Below are 17155 nucleotides of genomic sequence, written 5' to 3' on the forward strand. Positions count from 1 at the left end.
CATGGGGCCTCCGAGGAGAGCGGAGTCTGGTTTCTCGAGAAGTGATTCCGGCCGCAGCGTGCGGGGGGTGGCTGGCAACGCGGCAGTCGAAGGCTACCAGCCCGGCTGATCCGCGGTCCAGCTTTCAAGCGGGCCGCAGAAAAGCCCTCGGTCATCGCTGGCCGAGGGCTCTCTCACACCTCTGCACTAATCGGTGTTCTTGGGCGCCGCCATCTCTTTTCGCAGCGCCTCGATCTCCTCACGAAGTTTCCGCAGCTCCTGCTGCACGGCCTCCTGCTCCGTCGGCGGCGCCACCAGCGCCACGGTGACGTCGCGCTCTTCGGTGCGCCGCAGTGTGTGCAGCGTGATTCCGGCGGGCGCGGCACTCAACGCGTGCACCAGCGTTTCGACGCTGCCAATGGCTTGACTTCCCGCCCCGGTGATCACGTCACCGGCGTGGATTCCGGCGCGATCGGCTTGCCCGCCGGACTCCACCTCGAGCACCAGGACACCCTCCGCCTTCGAGGCGCCCAGTGCCGACGCCAATGCGCGATTCAGGTTCGCGCACTGGAGGCCGAGCGTCGTCAGCGGATCCGTCTTCGGCTCGGCAACCGCGGCCTCGGTCGCCGGCGGCTGGGCGGTCTCCACGGCCGCCACATTCGCTGTCGGCGGCGCCACGGCGACGGTCGCAGCCGGCGCCGCCGCGACAGGCTCGGGCGCGGGCGCGGGAACTGGCTCCATGGTTCTGATCTTCATCACCTTGCCGTTGTTCCGCACGATGGTCACGGGAATAGGCTGGCTCTGATCGACGCGGGAGTGCGCGGTCACGAGATCACCCACGTTCCTCAGCGAAGTGAACCCCACGGCCACGAGGATGTCGCCGGGCACGATGCCGATGCGATCCGCGGGGCCGTCCGATTCGACTTCGGTGACGCGAATACCCGCTCTCGAGTACGCGTACTGCTCGCGCCAACCATCGCTGAGAGGTGCGACCTTGACTCCCATCCATGATCCTGGGCCCGAAAAGGATTGGGCACGAGAGCTGGATGACCAGGCCGACGTCGCGACGATCGCAATCATCGACGCTGCTGCGAAGCCTCTGATGAGATGCGACATGATTGAACTCTCCTCCTTCCAATGCGCCTGCTCGGTGCGGCCATGAACGGGTCGCGGCATGGCGGCGCAGCTGGAGGAGGCCGACGATCATGCGGCCGATGTCTCAAAGTTCTTCGCGTTCCATCGCTGATCGTCGGCGTTGTCCGTTGCGTTCGTGCCGAAACCACAGCGTGCGGCCGTGCACATTTCAAGATCGTGCAGAGATCGAATCGATCCGACACGGCCACTCGAGGCTACCGGGGTAAGCTCCGCCTCGGTGGCCACTTGGGTCTACCCGGCTAAAGTTGATTCTAGAGCCGGATTTGGTCCCATTGCACTGACTTTCACGCGCTCGCGGTAGTTCGCTCCCATCGGGACCCGGTGGAACAGCAGGGACCCAAGCGGAGGTCATCCACCCGCGCCGGTCGACGGCTACCTGAGGCGCTACGCCTACCCTCCCGCGGGTCATCGACCGGGTTCGGTGCCGGAGCGCGGCCGGCCGGGGTCATCGATGCCCGACCGTAACGCCGCCCGGGCAGGCACAGAGGACGTTCGACGTTCTCCCGTGAGGCTGGTCGAGAGCGTCAGGGTTTCCAGTCGACCTTGTGCTTCTCGAGGTAGTCGTCGACGGCCGCGCCGACGGTCGGATGGAAGTTCTCGGGACCCAGCCGCTCGAACAGGCCGAAGCGCTTCAGCTTGTCCTTGACCGGGTCCTTCATCTCGGCGAAGTCCAGCTCGATCTGCGCTTCTTCCAGTGTTCGGTCGAGCTCGGCGAGCATGTCCGCCGAGGTCACATCGATGCTGGTCACCGGCTCGGCCGCGATCAGGAGCTGGCGCACGGGCGTCGGCGATTCCTCCAACGCCTCGAGCACGCGCTTGCGAAACTGCTCGGCGTTGGCGAAGAAGAGCGGCGCGTCCCAGCGGAACAGCACCAGGCCGGGCACCCGCCGAGCATCGGGATAACGCGTGATGTCGTGGTAGCCGCGGACCCCGTCCGCGCGCCCGAGCACGGCGGAATGCGGGCGCCAGCCGTCCCATAGGAACTCGATCACGGCCGCCACGATGGCCAGCCCGATCCCCGCGATCGTGCCGAACACCACGACTCCGGCGGTGCAGGCGATCGAGAGCCAAAACTCCCAGCGCTGGATCCGATGGACTCGCCGCAAGTCGGCCAGCTCGAAGAGACCGATGGCCGAGGCGATCACGACCGCGGCCAGCGCGACGTTCGGCAAATCCTCGAGAAGCGCCGGAGCGAAGGCCACCAGCGAGGCGACCGCCAGCGCCCCGACCACGCCGGTCATCTGCGTCTTGGCTCCCGATGCCTCGGCGACCGGCGTGCGCGAGGAGCTGCTGCTGATCGGGAAGCCCTTGAAGAGTCCGCTGGCCAGGTTGGCGGCGCCGAGGCCGATCAGCTCCTGGCTGGGATTCACCGGCGCGCCGGACTTGGAGGAGTAGGTTCGAGAGAGCACGGTGGTGTCGGCAAACGACACCATCGTGACCGCGAGCGCGCCGGCCAGGATGGCATTGATCTCCTTGAGATCGAGATCGGGCCACTCGAAGGTTGGAAGCCCTTGCGGAAGCAAGCCCAGCACTTTCACCCCGCGCTCTTCGAGGCCGAGCCAGACCACGGCGAGGGTCGCCCCTGCCACCGCGAGGAGGATGCCGGGCACGCGCTTGAAGCGCTTGAGCACGAGGATGACGAGGAGCGTCGCGGCGCCGACCGCGAAGGTCAGAAGGTCCGTTTGACCCGCGAACACCTGCCGCGCCACGAGCCACAGGTCGCGGAGCGGCTCCCCGCGCTCGATCGAGAGGCCGAGGAGCTTCGGCAGCTGGCTGATCAGCACCACGATCGCGATGCCGTTCATGTAACCGTAGCGGATCGGCTTCGAGATCAGCTCGGTCACGAAGCCGAGACGAAAGACACCGGCCAGAATCAGCACCAATCCGGAGACGATGGCCATGCCGGCGCCGAGCGCGACGGCGCGCGCCGGATCGCCGGCCGCGAGCGGCGCGATGGCGGCGAAGATCAGGGGCGCCAGGGACGAGTCGGGACCGAGCACCAGGATGCGACTCGGGCCAAACAGCGCGTACGCCACCAGGCACACGATCGTGGCGTAGAGCCCGTTGATCCCCGGGATGCCCGCGGCGTGCGCGTACGCGATCCCGGCCGGAACCAGCATGGTGGCGAGCACCAGGCCGGCCATCAGATCGCTCGGCAACCATCCGATCCGGTACTCGCGCGCGATGGCGACGCCGGGAATCCAGCGACGCCAGCCGCGGGGCTCGCGCGGCGCCGCAAGGCGTCCAGGAACCTGAGGCTGTCCGGCCGCGACGTCGCTCCTCGCCCCGCGCACCCCTCCCCGCTCCGCCACGAAACCTGCCTAGGTGTGCGAGGCCTTGCGCCGCGCGCCGGCCAGCACCTCCCACAACGCTCGCCCGGTCGCGATCCAGCCTATGACCCCGCGCGGACGCACCATCGTGAGCGCCGCCATCGCGGCCCCGATGCCGGCGCCGAGCCAGGGGGTTCGTTTCAAGCCGCGCACGAACGCCAGACCTCGATCGACGACGCGGACCGGCTTTTCCAGCTCGCCGAGAAGCCGAGCGAGCTCGGCCCGCTCGTGCGCCGCACGCTCGACCAGCTGGGCGCGACGGGCATGCAGCGCTTCCCGCTCGCTCATCGCCGGCCTCGGATGCGATCCCGGTCCTTGCGGAGCTCGGCCAGCGTGGTCGCGAACATCGGCGGCCGGTGCTTGAGCCAATGTCTCATCCACAACGCCCCACCCACGGCGCCCAGCAACAAGATCAGCGCGCCGATTCCGATCGCGGCCAGACGGTTGGATTCTCCGACGGCGAGCACGACGAACAGCAGCGCGAAGATGAGACCGACCTGCAGGCAGAAGAGCACCGTGAGCGCGACCAGAATCAGCCGCACCAGGTTGAGGCGCTCTTCCTTCACTTCGGTGGAGAGGATCTCCAGCCGCGTCGTCACCACCTGAAGCAGGTTGTGGCCGAGGCGGTGAAGTGAAGCGACGAAGCCGCCTTCGCGCGGCGGGTCCGATTCGCTGTTCATGGCGGCCTCAGCGCCGCGCGATCAGAACGCCGACCACCACTCCCGCGGCCGCGGCGAGGCCCACGGCGCCCCATGGATGCTCATGGACGTACGCGTCCGTCGAGCGCGCGGCCTCTTTGGCGCGATCGACGACCTCGAGATCCGCCACGCGCTGCCGCGCCGCCCGGATGGTCTCCTCCGCGCGCGCCCGCGCGGCCTTGATGCGATCGCCGGTCGCGCTGGTCGTTGCCTCGAGCAGCTCCTGCGCGTCGGCGATGACGGCTTTCATGTCGACGACGAGCTGTTCGCGGGCATCGTGGATCGTTCCTGGGGTCATGGCGGGCCTCCTTCGGCTCGAGCCGCTCGTGCGGCTCCTGAAGTGGATTCCTTGCGGTCAGGGGGAATGAATCTACTGGAAGTCCGAAAGCGATGCTCGTCGTGTTACCGTTCCCCGCTTCGACCCCCTTCGAGGAGGCTCGGTGTCCGGGATCACCCGCCATCCCAAGGTTTCCACGCGAGCGCTGCCGGCGCTGGTGGCTTCCGCCTGGCTCCTGCCCTCGCTTGCCTTCGCGCAGCTCCGGATCATTCCCGACCCGTCCAGCGTCCAGACCGGATCGGGCCGGCTCGCTCTGACGGGCGCCGTGACCATCGCGGTCGGCAACGACGCGGAGGACCGCTTTGCCGCGGAGCTGCTCGGCGAAGAGATCCGCGCCGCCACGGGCAAGGATCCGCGCGTGGTTCAAAGCGGCAGCGGCACGATCGTCCTGCGCCGCGACGGGAGTCTCGCCGCGGCGGGCGACGAAGGCTACCGGCTCGAGGTGAAGAGCGGTGGCGTCACGGTGACGGCCCGCACCGCCGCCGGTCTCTTCTACGGCGTCCAGACCCTGCGCCAGATGATCGAGCCGGCGGGCATTCCGGTGGCCACGATCGAGGACCGCCCGGCCATGCGCTGGCGAGGCGTGCACGACGACATCAGCCGCGGACCGGTGCCGACCGTCGAGGCGCTCAAGCGCCGCATCGCGATCCTCGCCGAGTTCAAGGTCAACCTCTACGCGCTCTACTCCGAGCAGGCGATCGCCTATCGCAGTGAGCCTCTGGTCGCCAATCCCGGCGGCGCGTTCACGCCGGAAGAGCTTCGCGACGTATCGGCCTTCGCGAGCCGCCACCACGTCGCCCTGATGATCGAGCAGCAGGTCTTCGGCCACCTCGACCGCCTGCTCGGCTACGAGCGCTACAAGGAGCTGGCCGAGACGCCGCTCTCCGGCGCGCTCGCTCCCGCGAATCCCAAGAGCCTGGCGCTGGCGGAGACGCTGCTCACCGAGGCCGCGTCGTATTCCTCCGCGCCGTTCGTCCACGTCGGCGGCGACGAGATGACCGAGATCGGCAAGGGCCAGTCGCGCGAGCTGGTGGCGAAGCGAGGGCTCGGGAACGTCTATGTCGACTGGCTCGCGCGCCTCGACCGCACGCTCGCGGCACGCGGCAAGCGGACCATGTTCTGGGGCGACTTCATCGAGTCGCATCCCGAGGTTGCGGCCAGGCTTCCCAAGAGCGCGGTGGCGGCGGTGTGGGACTACTCGGGACGCGAGAACTTCGAGTCCCGGCTGGCGATCTTCCGCAATGCCGGCGTGGACGTGTTCGTCTGCCCAGGCGCCATCAACTGGAGCCGCATCTTCCCCAACCTGTCGATCGCGATTCCCAACATCCGAGGTCTCACCCGCGAAGGCCAGAAGAAGGGCGCCCTGGGCCAGCTGACCTGCACCTGGGACGACAACGGCGACGCCCTCTTCGGGCTGTGCTGGTATCCGGTCCTCTACGGCGCGGCCGCGGCGTGGAAGAGCGGCGACTACGATCCCGAGCGCTTCCGGCTCGCGTTCGACTGGGCCTTCCTGCGCAGTCCGGGGCACGAAGCCGCGGATGCCGTGGCGAGCGTGGCGAGCGCCCACACCATCCTGCAGAGCGTGCGCCCGATGGACGCGACCATCGAGTTGTCGTGGCTCAACCCGGCGCGCGGCAGCCTCGACCGGCGTCTGCTCGGCATGATCGGGGCGCCGACGCTCGACCTGCGGCGCGCGCAGGAGCAGGCCATCGAGCAGGTCGAGCGTGCACGGGTGAAGGCGCGACGCAACGCCGACCAGCTCGACTACGTGGCCTTCGCCGCGCGCCGGCTCCACGCGATCGGGCAGCGCGCGATCCTGGCCGAGCGGCTCAAGGCGTACTACCAGGACGCCTTCGACCACCAGAAGACCAAGGACAAATCGGCCCGGGTGGTGGATCGACTCAACGCCATCCTCGGTCTCATCGCGCAAGGCCGCGAGCAGAGCGCGATGCTGCGCGACGAGTACCAGCGCCTGTGGCTGGCCGAGAATCGGCCCTACTGGCTCGGCAACGTGCTCGCCGAGTTCGACCGCGATCTCCAGGTCTGGGCCGAGAAGTGGGACCGCATCCGGGTGGCCCTGGTCGAGTTCCGAAATGGCACGCCCCTGCCCGCCCCGGAGGCGCTGGGGCTCGGCGCCTGAGCGCCTCGCTCACTCCGGCGCGGCGTCGAGGACTCTCCTTGCAGGACATGAATCCGAGGCATTAGCCTTCTTGCCCCGTGCCGGCAGGATGCCGGCTCCCGCACCACCCCAATCGAAGGCTCATCGATGCGCGATTCCGCTTCACGCGCACCGCGTCGCGACGTGCGTGCCCTCTGGCTCCTTGGTCTGCTGCTCGTCGTGGCGGCCCCTCTCGTGTTCGCCCAGCAGCCTCCGGCTCAGCCGACGAGTCCCTTCTGGGGAACGTCGCCTCCCAACAACCCCAATCCCTTCGCGTCCCCGCTGCCCCAGCCGGCTCAGGCTTCGCCTCGGCAGCCGGCGTCGCCGGTGATCGCCCGGGTGGAAGGGCGTGAGATCACCGAGGACGAATACGACAAGATCGCGGATCCCTACTTCGCCCAGCTCAAGGCGCAGTTCGGAGCGAGCTTCGATCGCAACATGCAGCGCACCGCATCGCTCAACGTCCTCGACGAGCTGATCAAGCGGGAGCTGCTCGCGATCGAGTCGCAGCGCCAGAGCACGCCGGTCACGCAGGAGGACATCGACAACGTCATCAAGGACCAGCCGTTCTTCATGACCGACGGCAAGTTCGACCCGGTGAAGTTCAGCAGCTACAAGTCGGATCCCCGGTCCAACTACCAGCTCATCCTGCCCCAGATCAAGCAGACCGCGCAGATGCGAAAGCTCGACGAATCGCTGCGCCAGCGATTCAAGCCCACGCAGGCCCAGGTGCGCGCCGAGTGGGCAAAGCGCTATGACCAGGTGCGCTTCAAGCTGCTGCCGCTGCTGACCCGCGAGATGCCGATCGAGCCCGAGGCGCCCGAGGCGGAATGGGCGCGCTACTACCAGGCGCATCCCGACGAGTTCGCCAAGCGCACCCGGGTGCGCCTTCGCTACCAGCGTCTGCCGCTTCCGGCCGAGGGCGACTCGACGCGCGCGGACGAGGAGAAGAAGGCGCTCGCGCGGGCCCGCGGCATCGCGGACTCGCTGCGCCGCCGAACCCTGGCCGATACCACCGAGCGCTTCACCGACACCGGCTTGTTCGAGATTCCCGCCCCCATCATCCCCAGCCTCGGCCGGGTGCAGGGCCTGAACGACACGCTCGCCAAGGCGGACACCGATTCGACCATCCGGGTGGTGGGACCCTACGTCGCGTCCGATGCGGTGTTCGTCGGATCGATCGTCGAGCGCCTACCCAAGCAGGTGCCCCCGATGCGGGAGGTGCTGGGCGAGGTCAAGCGCCGCGCCGACAGCGAGCACCGGCGCCTGACGGCCGAAGCCGACCGCCGCGCCTATTACCTGGCGCACCAGGACAAGTGGCGTGGCACTCGCGCCGCCATCACCCGCGTGACGCTCCGCGAGTCGGCGATCGCCACGCCCAAGCCGCCGACTCCTCAGGAGGTCCAGCGCTGGTATGCGCAGCACGGGCATAGCCTGTTCGGCAAGCCCGACACCTCGAAGGCCTGGATCCCGCCGCTTTCGGACTCGCTCCGTGTTCTGGTCGCCGCCCGCATCACGCAGGAGCAGCGCGCCAAGGCGGCCCACGATGCGCTGGCCAAGATCGTCACTGCGCTCCGCGGCTCTCGCGATCCCCGCCCGATGGCGAAGTCGGCCGGCGCCGCGGTCGAGAGCCTGACGATCTATGCGCTGACGTCTTCCGACACGCTGTGGAGGTCGCCCTTCCTCGATTCTCTGCGCAACACGGCGCTCGCGAGCAAGGGAGTGGTCCAGGGGCCGCGGCTCTTCAACGCGTGGTGGGCGGTATGGAGGATCGACGCGGCGGATACCGGGTTCGTTCCCACCTACGAGGCGGCAAAGGCCCGCTCGGACATCGACTTCAATCAGGAGAAGCTGAAGAAAGACGAGGCCGAGGCGCGGGCTTACTTCGACCAGCACCGCTCGGAGTTCAAGACGCCGCTCAAGTACGCGCTCGACTACGTCGCGGTCACGATCCCACCTGCCGACTCCATGAAGGTCACCGACGCCGAAGTGCGGCGCCGCTACGACGCGACCCGCGAGACCTATCGTGAAGAGGAGCAGGTGAAGGCACGGCACATCCTGTTCTCGACCCGAGAACAGGGCCCGGATGTCGACAAGAAAGCCAAGGCGCGCGCAGACTCGCTGCTGGGTGGGATCCGCAAGAACGGCGGCGACTTCGCCGAGCTTGCCAAGCTCTTCTCGCAGGAGCCGGGTGCCGCGAACCGCGGCGGTGATCTGGGCTGGTTTGGACGCAAGCGGATGGTGAAGGAATTCGAGGACGCCGCCTTCGCGCTCAAGCCGGGTGAGATGAGCCCGGTGGTGAAGACGATGTTCGGGTACCACATCATCAAGGTGGAGGATCGGAAAGCCGCGGGCATCAAGCCGTTCGACGAGGTGAAGCCCGGACTCAAGGCGCAGATGGCGCAGGCGCGGGCCGACTCGAGCGCCATGCGCGCCGCCAGCACGCTGCGCCGCAAGCTGGCCGCGGGCGGCGACGTGAAAGCCCTGGCCGCGCCGTACGGAGGCATCATCGGGGCCGCGCCGATCGCGGCCAACGAGAACGTGCCCGCCCTTGGCATGGTGACGGGACTGAGCCAGGACCTTCCCACGATGACCACCGGCAAGTGGGCGGCGAAGAGCTATCGCGCGAACACTCGTTACGCCGTCTTCCGCCTGCGTCAGAAGCTCCCCGCGCATCCCGCGGAGTTCACCGAGGCCAAGTCGCAGGCGCTCGAAGCGGTGCGCAACCAGAAACGCCTCAAGGCCCTGGACGAGAAGACCCGGGCGATTCGCACGGCGCTCGCCTCGGGCGTCCCGCTCGACTCGATCGCCGCGCCCTATGGCGGGCTGAGAGACAGCGGACCGACGATCCGCTCCGCGAGCTACGTGCCGATGCTCGGCATGGAGCCGCGAGTGGTCGAGAAGGCCTTCGCCACCAAGCTTGGCCAGACCACCGACTCCCTGCACGTCGCCCTGGGACGCGCGTGGCTGCGCGTCGAGGAGCGCAAGTCGGGAGATCCCGCCACCTTCACCGCGACCTCGGCGCAGATCGAGGCGGATCTGGCGAAGAAGCGCTACGACGCCTGGGTGGACGAAAAGAAGAAGACGGTGAAGATCGAGGTCATTCGACCCGACCTGAAGGGCCCGCGGGCCGTGGCCTCTCTCAACTAGGAGCGGCGACGCGCATGTGAAGAACCGATGGCGCCATCTCGGCGCAGCCGCGGCGCTGGCCTGCGCCGCGGTGGCGCTGCTCACGATGGTGATGCACGACTCGATGATCTACTTCCCCAGTCGCGCGAGCGAGCCGGAGAGTGTGCGCCGCGCGGCGGCGCTCGGGCTCTCGCCATGGCGGGACTCCGAGGGCCGGATCGTCGGATGGCAGCGTCCAGACCCGCGGGCCTCGGCCCGGCTGGTCGTCTTCCACGGCAACGCCGGCTCAGCGCTGGATCGCGCGCCTTACGTCGGCGCCTTCGCCGCGCTGGGGTGGGAAGTGTCGATCTTCGAATACCCGGGCTACGGCGCGCGCGCCGGCCGGCCCGGGAAGGACGCCTTCATTCGCACCGGGCGCTCCGCCGTCGCCGAGATGATGCGTGCCGACCCGCGTCCGCTCACTTTGCTCGGGGAGAGCATCGGCGCCGGCGCCGCGAGCGCGCTGCTGGAGACCGAGGCCGGTCTGGCCGGGGCCATTCTCGTGGTGCCGTTCGCCCGGCTCATCGATGTCGCATGGAGCCATTACGGCCCATTGGCCTTCCTGCTGCGCGACCGGTGGGACAACCTCGCCGCGCTGAAGGCTGCGCGCGTGCCCGTCGCGTTCGTGGTCGCCACCGAGGACGAGGTCATCGGCGCTCCTCAGGGCCGCAAGCTCCACGAGTCCTATGCCGGCCCGAAGCTTCTGATGGAGTTGCCCGGCAGCTCTCACAATGGATTCCCGCTGGGCCCCGAGGTGGAGTGGGTGCGCGCGGTGGATGCCTTTCTCCGCGGGCATCAGGTGTCGCGAGCGAGTCCTGGCGGTTCCTCCGACCGTTCCCCGTTGTAACTCCTTGCTCTCCCTGGGGAGAGCAAGGAATTACATGAAGTGTTCGAGGGCTCTCACGAGGGGTCTTTCTTCACCAGGGAGACTTCGCTCAGCTGCTGGACATCGTCACCGACGACGGTCCCGATCACGTTGCCGTTCTCGTCGGTCGCCTCGCTCTCGACATGCGCACGCAGCTGCAGCCGTCCATCCCGTCCATACCAGACGGCCGCGTGATCCTCGGGACCGAAGAACCCTGGCCAGTCGATACGAATCCGCCATCCGTTCAGTGTGCCGGCGGGAAGCTGGAGGCTCTCCTGAGCCTCGACGGTGTAGACGACGAGCGGATCCTCGCGAACGTGCCAGGTCTTCCCGGTGGCGATCGGGTATCGGAGAAGCGCGATCTCGCCCGCGAGCGGCCCCGACGTCTGGCCGATCGCGGCGCCGCCATGACCGGCGCCATGAAGCGCCTTCCGAACGGCGTTCTGCTTGGCGATCACGCGCGCCATCGCCGCCCGATACGCCTCTTTCATCGAAGGCGTGGCATCGCCGACGAGTCGCGTCAATACTTCATCTCTCTGGGCGAGCGCCTTCATGGAGGCAGGCTCGGGGTCCGCATTGAAGAGTCCAGACTTGTCCTGGCGGTACAGGAATTCTGCCTCGTACCCCTGACCGTCAGACTCTCGTTGGACAAGGTAGGTGCGGCCGAATCGCTCCGCGGTGCCGGTGACATCGACATCGACAAGAGATTCGATGACGTCGGGATTGCCCGCCGGCCCACCCGAGGGGATGATTTGAAAGCTGGAGGTGTATTCGTAGCCCCAGTGATTGCCGATGTCGAGCGGGTAGAAGAGCCCGCTCTCCTGAGCCCAGGGGTTGGCCAGCGGACGTTGCTCGAGCGCGGATTTGGGCGCCATGAGCTGCACGCATCCTGCCAGCATCAGGAGCGAGGCGCTGCCAACGAGCAAGGGGGGACTCTTTCGCGAAGGCATGGCTTCTCCTTCCCCGGTGAGTGACTCGAGCCCACCGCCTGGCTCGTTGGGCCCGAGAAGCCGGACGCGACAGGCTGCTAGCGCAGCCGGACGATCCGTCGCGTCAATGTCTCGCCGTGGGCGGCGAGGTGAATGAAGTAGACCCCAGGGGCAGCCGAGGTCCCATTCTCCCGACTGCCATCCCACGTCACCCGATACAACCCTGCGGGCCGGCTTCCGGTCACCGGGTGGGCGATCTCACGGCCCGCGATGTCGAAGATCCGCAGGTCCACGGCGCCCGCGCGGGCCAGGCTGTACGCCATCTCCAGCGGTCCGGAGGATGGATTGGGCGCGACGGCGAGTGACAGCGGCGGATTGGCCGCTGGCCCTCCCACTCCGGTCACGCCGCTCTCGATCTCGCTGATGATCCAGGTCTTGTTCTCGGGCGTGATCTGCACGTGCTCCTGGTTCACGGCAGGCACGTAGATCATGTCGAATGGCGTGTGCGCGAGCGGATCGGGATCGCTCGCCACGCTGTGGAAGAGATCGGGCGAGTCATAGGCCAAAGCACTCATCGTCGGAATGAAGCAATGGCTGGGGTGGAGCGCGACGATGTCGCCGTACGGCGCGGCCGTGCTGTCCATGTCGGCCATGGTGGCTCGCGACCCACCGGGAGCGTTGTCGTAAGGCTTCGTGGCCGACACGTTGACCACCTGGGTGGTCGGGAAGAACAGGAGGCGGATGCTGCCGTCGAAGATCTTGGTCAGCGGCGTCTGGTTGGGCACCGCCCACACGTGTCCGCGCACGGCCACGAACAGATCGCTGTAGCTCCACTGGACGATCTGCGCGCCTGCCGCGAAGCCCTGACCGAGGCCCGCGCCGCTCCCGTTGGCGATCGCGACCCGGCGCGGCTGGACCGGCCAGTTGCCGACCGCAGCCAGATCCGCGGTGAAACCGGCGAGCAGCGGATCCGCCTGGCCGGTGGAGCCGGGCGGGTCGGTGTAGTGATGGACCAGCATCTGCCGCGCCGCCGGGCGATCGAGGCGCGACAGCAGGAACGCGGCGTCGGCCGACTGGCCGGAAAAGAACTTCACCCAGTACTGGACGCCAAGCGGGATGTTGGCGCCCTGATGGGGCCCGTCGAACGACAGCCAGGTGCGCACCGAATGGGGAAGACCCTGGACTTCCATGTAGGCCAGCGCGTAGCGACTCACCAGCGCACCCATGCTGGCGCCGGCCAGCGCGAAGGTGGTCTGCGGACCGACCGTGCCACGGAGCTGCTGAAGCAGCTCGACCAGCACGAAGGCGTTCCGCTGGATGTAGTCGGTGGCGTCGGTGAAGTTGAGCACGATGGCGTCGTAACCATCGGCGCGCAGGTCCTCGAGCAGCTGCTCCTGGTTGAGCAGCTCGTAGAGCTCGTCCCAGTTCATCGAGTTGTCGAGGTCGAATCCCTCGACCACGATCGCCGGGTTGACGATCGAGCTGCGGCCCGGCGCGAGATAGACGTAGGCATCACCCGTGGCGACACCACTCAGATAGGGAATCGTCCCGGTGACGTGCAAGGTGTCGTCGGGAAGCGGTGCGGCCAGCGCTCGCACGATCACCACGCTCGAGGCTTCGAGCACCGCGCCTCCCACCTTGGCGCGAAGCCGGAGCGTCTTGGCTCCGGTCGATGAGTAACGCGCCGTGAGAGGGACCCCCAGCGTGGCGCCACGGAAGCCGACTCCGTCACCGAGGTCGATCTCGAGATCCGCCAGCATCACCCCCGCGTTGGAGAAGAAGGTCTCCGGATCGAGCACGAAGCGAGCCTCTCCTCCTCGCCACGTCTGGCTGCGCAAGGCCGCCGCCACGAATGCCGTGTGAGTCTCGTAAGCCTCGCCATGCCCGGGTGCGAGGCTCTCGCCCACTTTCACCAGCGCGCCGCGCTCGAGCGCGTCGTTGCGAATGCGCTGATAGCGGTCGAACAGCAGCGCGATCGGAATCGCGTCATGGCGGCCTTGCGCGCGCTCGAATAGCGCCTCGGGCGTCGGCCGCGCGGCGGGATCCGACGAGGCGCGCCGCAGCTCGTCGTAGATCTGACGGAACAACCGCACGTTCGCGGGCGGTGCTCCGACACGGCCGTCGAAGCGCTCAATGCCGGAGAGCGGCAGCACCCGGTCGTAGAGAACCCCGGTCTCGCCGGGATCGAGCCGGCCGTAGGTCTGAGCGAGGCGGTCCTCGATCGGGCCAGCGCCGGCGCTGCCGGCGAGGAGGCCCAGGGCCAGGAACGAGAAGTAGAGCCGGAAAGTCGGACGCATGCAGGCCTCGGGGAGTCGTCGCAGGAAAACGAGGCGCGAAGTCTATCACGCGGTCCCCGGAGCGATCGGGGGCTTTTCGTTTGTTCGGTTCTGCCTGGGTCGGCGTTTCCTGTCATTGACCCTAACAGGCCCGCGTCACCCCCCACCTTGCGGCCTGAGCCTGTGTTCTCGCTGCGGAGGCCGCCATGCTGCCCAGACTCACCGCGTTGCCTTCAATCCTGCTCGCGCTCGCCGTTCCGGGCGTGGCTCAGGCGGCCTGGCCGCACGACCCGAACAACGGCAATGTGCCTCTCTGTACCGCCGCCGGGCCGCAGAGCGACGTCACCATGATTCCCGACGGCGCAGGCGGCGCGTTCGTCACCTGGCATGACTTGCGCGCCGGCAATATGGACATCTACGTCCAACGGGTGAGCGCTACCGGTGCGCCGCTGTGGACCGCCAACGGCGTGGCCCTCTGCACCGCGGCTTTCGATCAGCAATATCCCACCATCGTGTCGGACGGCGCAGACGGTGCAATCGTCACTTGGTTCGACTTTCGCAACGGCCTCGACAACGACATTTACGCCCAGCGGGTCAACGGTGCAGGCGTGACGCAGTGGGCTGCCAACGGCGTGGCGCTGTCCGGCGCTGCCGGCGATCAGTTCTACCCCACGATCGCTTCGGATGGCGCAAGCGGAGCCATCGTCACCTGGTACGACACGCGAAATGGGAACAACGACATCTTCGCGCAGCGGGTGAATGCCAGCGGCGCGAACCAGTGGGGAGTCAACGGCAAGATCGTCTGCAACCTCCCCTCCTCCGCGGTCGTGCCGACCATCATCTCCGACGGCGCAGGCGGGGCGGTCATCGCCTGGTTCGATCTTCGTAATGGCAACTGGGACGTCTTTGCGCAGCGGATCAATGCCGCCAGCGGCACCGGGCAGTGGACCGCCAACGGCGTGGCCCTCGGCTCCGGCACCGGGGATCAGCGGGATCCGCGGATCATTTCCGACGGCGCGGGCGGCGCGATCGTGACCTGGTACGACAGCCGCAGCGGGAACTCCGACATCTACGCCCAGCGGGTGGACGCCAACGGGAACGCGCAGTGGACCCCCAACGGCGTGGCGCTCTGCACGGCCGCGAACGAGCAGACCATCCCGGTCCTGGTCTCCGACGGCAGCGGCGGTGCGGTGGTCGCATGGCCCGATGCCCGCGGTGGCGCCAACGACATCTACGCCCAGCGCGTGGCAGCCAATGGTGCCGTCCAGTGGACCCTCAACGGCGTGGCGCTCTGCACCGCCGTGGGCACTCAGAACAATCCGGCGATCGCATCCGACGGCGCAGGCGGCGCGATCGTCACCTGGTACGACTTGCGCAGCGGCGTCGCATACGACATCTACGCCAGCCGGGTGACCGGCATCGGGACGGCGCTGTGGAGCGCCAACGGCTCCGCCTTGTGCACCGCCGTCGGCGCCCAGCAGAACCCAGCGCTCGTCGCCGACGCGGCCGGCGGAGCCATCGTCGCCTGGCAGGACGGCCGCAGCGGCAACCTGGACATCTACGCACAGCAGATCGAACGCTTCGGCTACCTGGGCGACCCCGGGTCCGTGATCGCGAGCGTGCGCGACGTGCCCAACGATCAGGGCGGCAAGGTCAAGGTGTCGTGGTCGGCCAGCTACCTGGACGTCGATCCGACCTACGGGATCTACGAGTATCGCCTGTGGCGATCGGTGCCGACGCAACTCCTCGTCTCCGGACTCGACCGAATGACCACCGAGGACCCCGACGTGGCGGCGGCGACCGGCCTGCGCCTTGTGATGCCCTTTGGGGCGACGGACTACGCGTGGGAGCTGGTAGGCACGCAGACGGCCGCGATCCTGTCGAGCTACAGCCTGGTCTCGTCGACCACCAGCGACTCGGTCTCGGGATCCAACCCGCGCACGGCGTTCATGGTGGAGGCGCGATCCGGGACGAGCCTCTCTTCACCTCGCTGGTTCTCGGCGCCCGACTCCGGCTACTCCGTGGACAACATCGCTCCAGCCCCGCCGCAGCCTTTCACCGGAAACTACGCCGCGGGGAGCACGTCCCTTCACTGGGGCGTCAGCACGGAGGCGGACTTCGCCCTCTATCGCCTCTACCGCGGCAGCTCGGCGGGCTTCGTGCCGGGGCCGTCCAATCTCGTCACCAGCAGCGCCGATACAGGTTACGTCGACGCCGGCACGCCGGCCTTCTACAAACTCTCCGCGGTCGATGTGCACGGCAACGAGAGCGTCTTCGCGCTCCTCACTCCGGACGGCACCGTGGACGTGCCCGGCTCCGGCTCACTGCTGGCGCTTCGCCTCGGAATCCCGCAGCCCAATCCCGCGCGTGGCTCCACGAGGATCGCGTTCGATCTGCCACGCGCTGGCTCGGTCTCGCTCGCGGTTTACGATCCCAGTGGTCGCCGGGTGCGAGGCTTGTTCCGCGGACGCCACCAGGAAGGGACGTTCTCCCTCACCTGGAATCTGCGCAACGATGACGGCCACACGATCCCGAGCGGCATGTACTTCGTGCGACTCGAGGCGCTCGGCCGGGCGCTGACGCAGCGGATGGTGGCGATGCCCTGAGTTCAGCGCGTCCCAGAAGTCAGAGAGTCGAGGCGCGCCTGCGCCGCCGCGTTCCCAGGATCGCGGCGCAGCTCCGCCCGGTAGTGATCGATGGCTCGGGCGCGATCGCCCCGCTGCTGGTGAGCCATGCCGAGCGCCAGATGGAGCCCGGGCACCTCGCCCGAGATCCTGCGCTCCTTCTCCAGCTCGGGGATGGCGTCGTCGGCTCGGCCCTCGAACAAGGCGATCATCGCCAGGCGGTAGTGGGCGCTCTGGAATTGCGGATCGACCGCCAGCGCGGCACGCAAGTGCGTGCGCGCCTCGTCGCCACGATTATCGACCATGGCGAGATTGGCGAGCATCGAGTGAGCGGTGGCGTTCCAGCGGGAGTCCTTCACCGCTCGCTCGAGGTCGGCGCGCAGCTCGCTTCGCACGGCCGAGTCCTCGCTCGCGGCGTACGTCACCTGCGTGAGCCGGCGAACTCCCCCGCCGAGACGGCGCAGGCCATGGTCATCGACCACGGTCCGGAGCGATGCGCGCTGGGCGTAGAGCGCGGACGTGTCATCGAAGAACACCAGCGACCACGTGGTGTCGGCATCGATCTCGTCGAGCAGCTCCACCCCGGAGCGCTGCCGGCGATCGAGCAGGACGTAATCGAGCTGGTAGCGCCGCGCG

Annotated in this window: 12 protein-coding genes; 4 read left to right on the forward strand and 8 right to left on the reverse strand. The window is 68.1% G+C overall.

Going from position 1 to position 17155, the window contains the following annotated elements; all coding sequences use genetic code 11:
- Positions 1–186 precede the first annotated feature (186 nt).
- The 5 genes from VFQ05_09560 to VFQ05_09580 all read right to left on the reverse strand — a co-directional run bounded on the left by VFQ05_09560 (position 187) and on the right by VFQ05_09580 (position 4460).
- A complete protein-coding gene (locus tag VFQ05_09560; GenBank protein ID HET9327006.1) occupies positions 187–984 on the reverse strand; it encodes a PDZ domain-containing protein in 798 nt (265 codons plus the stop codon).
- 674 nt (positions 985–1658) lie between these two features.
- Positions 1659–3428 (reverse strand): SulP family inorganic anion transporter, encoded by a 1770-nt coding sequence (locus VFQ05_09565; protein ID HET9327007.1) that lies wholly within the window; start codon positions 3426–3428, stop codon positions 1659–1661.
- A 27-nt stretch (positions 3429–3455) separates the two neighbouring features.
- Complete coding sequence (locus VFQ05_09570) at positions 3456–3752, reverse strand: YqjK family protein (protein HET9327008.1); 297 nt, start codon at positions 3750–3752, stop codon at positions 3456–3458.
- Positions 3749–4144: a phage holin family protein gene (locus VFQ05_09575; protein HET9327009.1), complete on the reverse strand. Its 396-nt coding sequence runs from the start codon at positions 4142–4144 to the stop codon at positions 3749–3751. Before VFQ05_09575 ends, VFQ05_09570 begins: the two co-directional genes overlap by 4 nt.
- A gap of 7 nt (positions 4145–4151) precedes the next feature.
- Positions 4152–4460 carry a DUF883 family protein gene (locus tag VFQ05_09580; protein HET9327010.1) on the reverse strand — a complete coding sequence of 103 codons (309 nt, stop codon included), beginning with the start codon at positions 4458–4460 and terminating at the stop codon, positions 4152–4154.
- 142 nt (positions 4461–4602) lie between these two features.
- Here VFQ05_09580 and VFQ05_09585 point away from each other — a divergent pair, with 142 nt between their 5' ends.
- The 3 genes from VFQ05_09585 to VFQ05_09595 all read left to right on the forward strand — a co-directional run bounded on the left by VFQ05_09585 (position 4603) and on the right by VFQ05_09595 (position 10672).
- Entirely contained in the window at positions 4603–6639 is a 2037-nt protein-coding gene (locus VFQ05_09585; GenBank protein ID HET9327011.1) for a beta-N-acetylhexosaminidase, read from the forward strand.
- A 126-nt stretch (positions 6640–6765) separates the two neighbouring features.
- On the forward strand, positions 6766–9807 hold the full coding sequence (locus tag VFQ05_09590; GenBank protein ID HET9327012.1) for a peptidyl-prolyl cis-trans isomerase: 3042 nt from the start codon (positions 6766–6768) through the stop codon (positions 9805–9807).
- A 16-nt stretch (positions 9808–9823) separates the two neighbouring features.
- A complete protein-coding gene (locus VFQ05_09595) occupies positions 9824–10672 on the forward strand; it encodes an alpha/beta hydrolase (protein HET9327013.1) in 849 nt (282 codons plus the stop codon).
- Between the two features lie 53 nt (positions 10673–10725).
- Here the strand turns inward: VFQ05_09595 and VFQ05_09600 are convergent, their stop codons facing one another.
- Both VFQ05_09600 and VFQ05_09605 read right to left on the reverse strand, forming a co-directional pair.
- The gene (locus VFQ05_09600) at positions 10726–11640 is read right to left on the reverse strand and encodes a hypothetical protein (protein ID HET9327014.1); all 915 of its coding nucleotides are present in this window, start codon (positions 11638–11640) and stop codon (positions 10726–10728) included.
- Between the two features lie 77 nt (positions 11641–11717).
- Positions 11718–13916, reverse strand: a complete 2199-nt coding sequence (locus tag VFQ05_09605; protein HET9327015.1) for a FlgD immunoglobulin-like domain containing protein — start codon at positions 13914–13916, stop codon at positions 11718–11720.
- Positions 13917–14101: 185 nt separating this feature from the next.
- On the opposite strand from VFQ05_09605, the gene VFQ05_09610 reads away from it, so the two are divergent.
- Positions 14102–16501, forward strand: coding sequence for a FlgD immunoglobulin-like domain containing protein (locus VFQ05_09610; GenBank protein HET9327016.1), 2400 nt, complete (start codon positions 14102–14104; stop codon positions 16499–16501).
- Between the two features lie 2 nt (positions 16502–16503).
- On the opposite strand, the gene VFQ05_09615 is transcribed toward VFQ05_09610, so the two are convergent.
- The coding region (locus tag VFQ05_09615) for a tetratricopeptide repeat protein (protein ID HET9327017.1) at positions 16504–17155 on the reverse strand (652 nt) is incomplete at its 5' end.

It is taken from the genome of Candidatus Eisenbacteria bacterium (assembly GCA_035712145.1).
GTDB lineage: Bacteria > Eisenbacteria > RBG-16-71-46 > RBG-16-71-46 > RBG-16-71-46 > DASTBI01.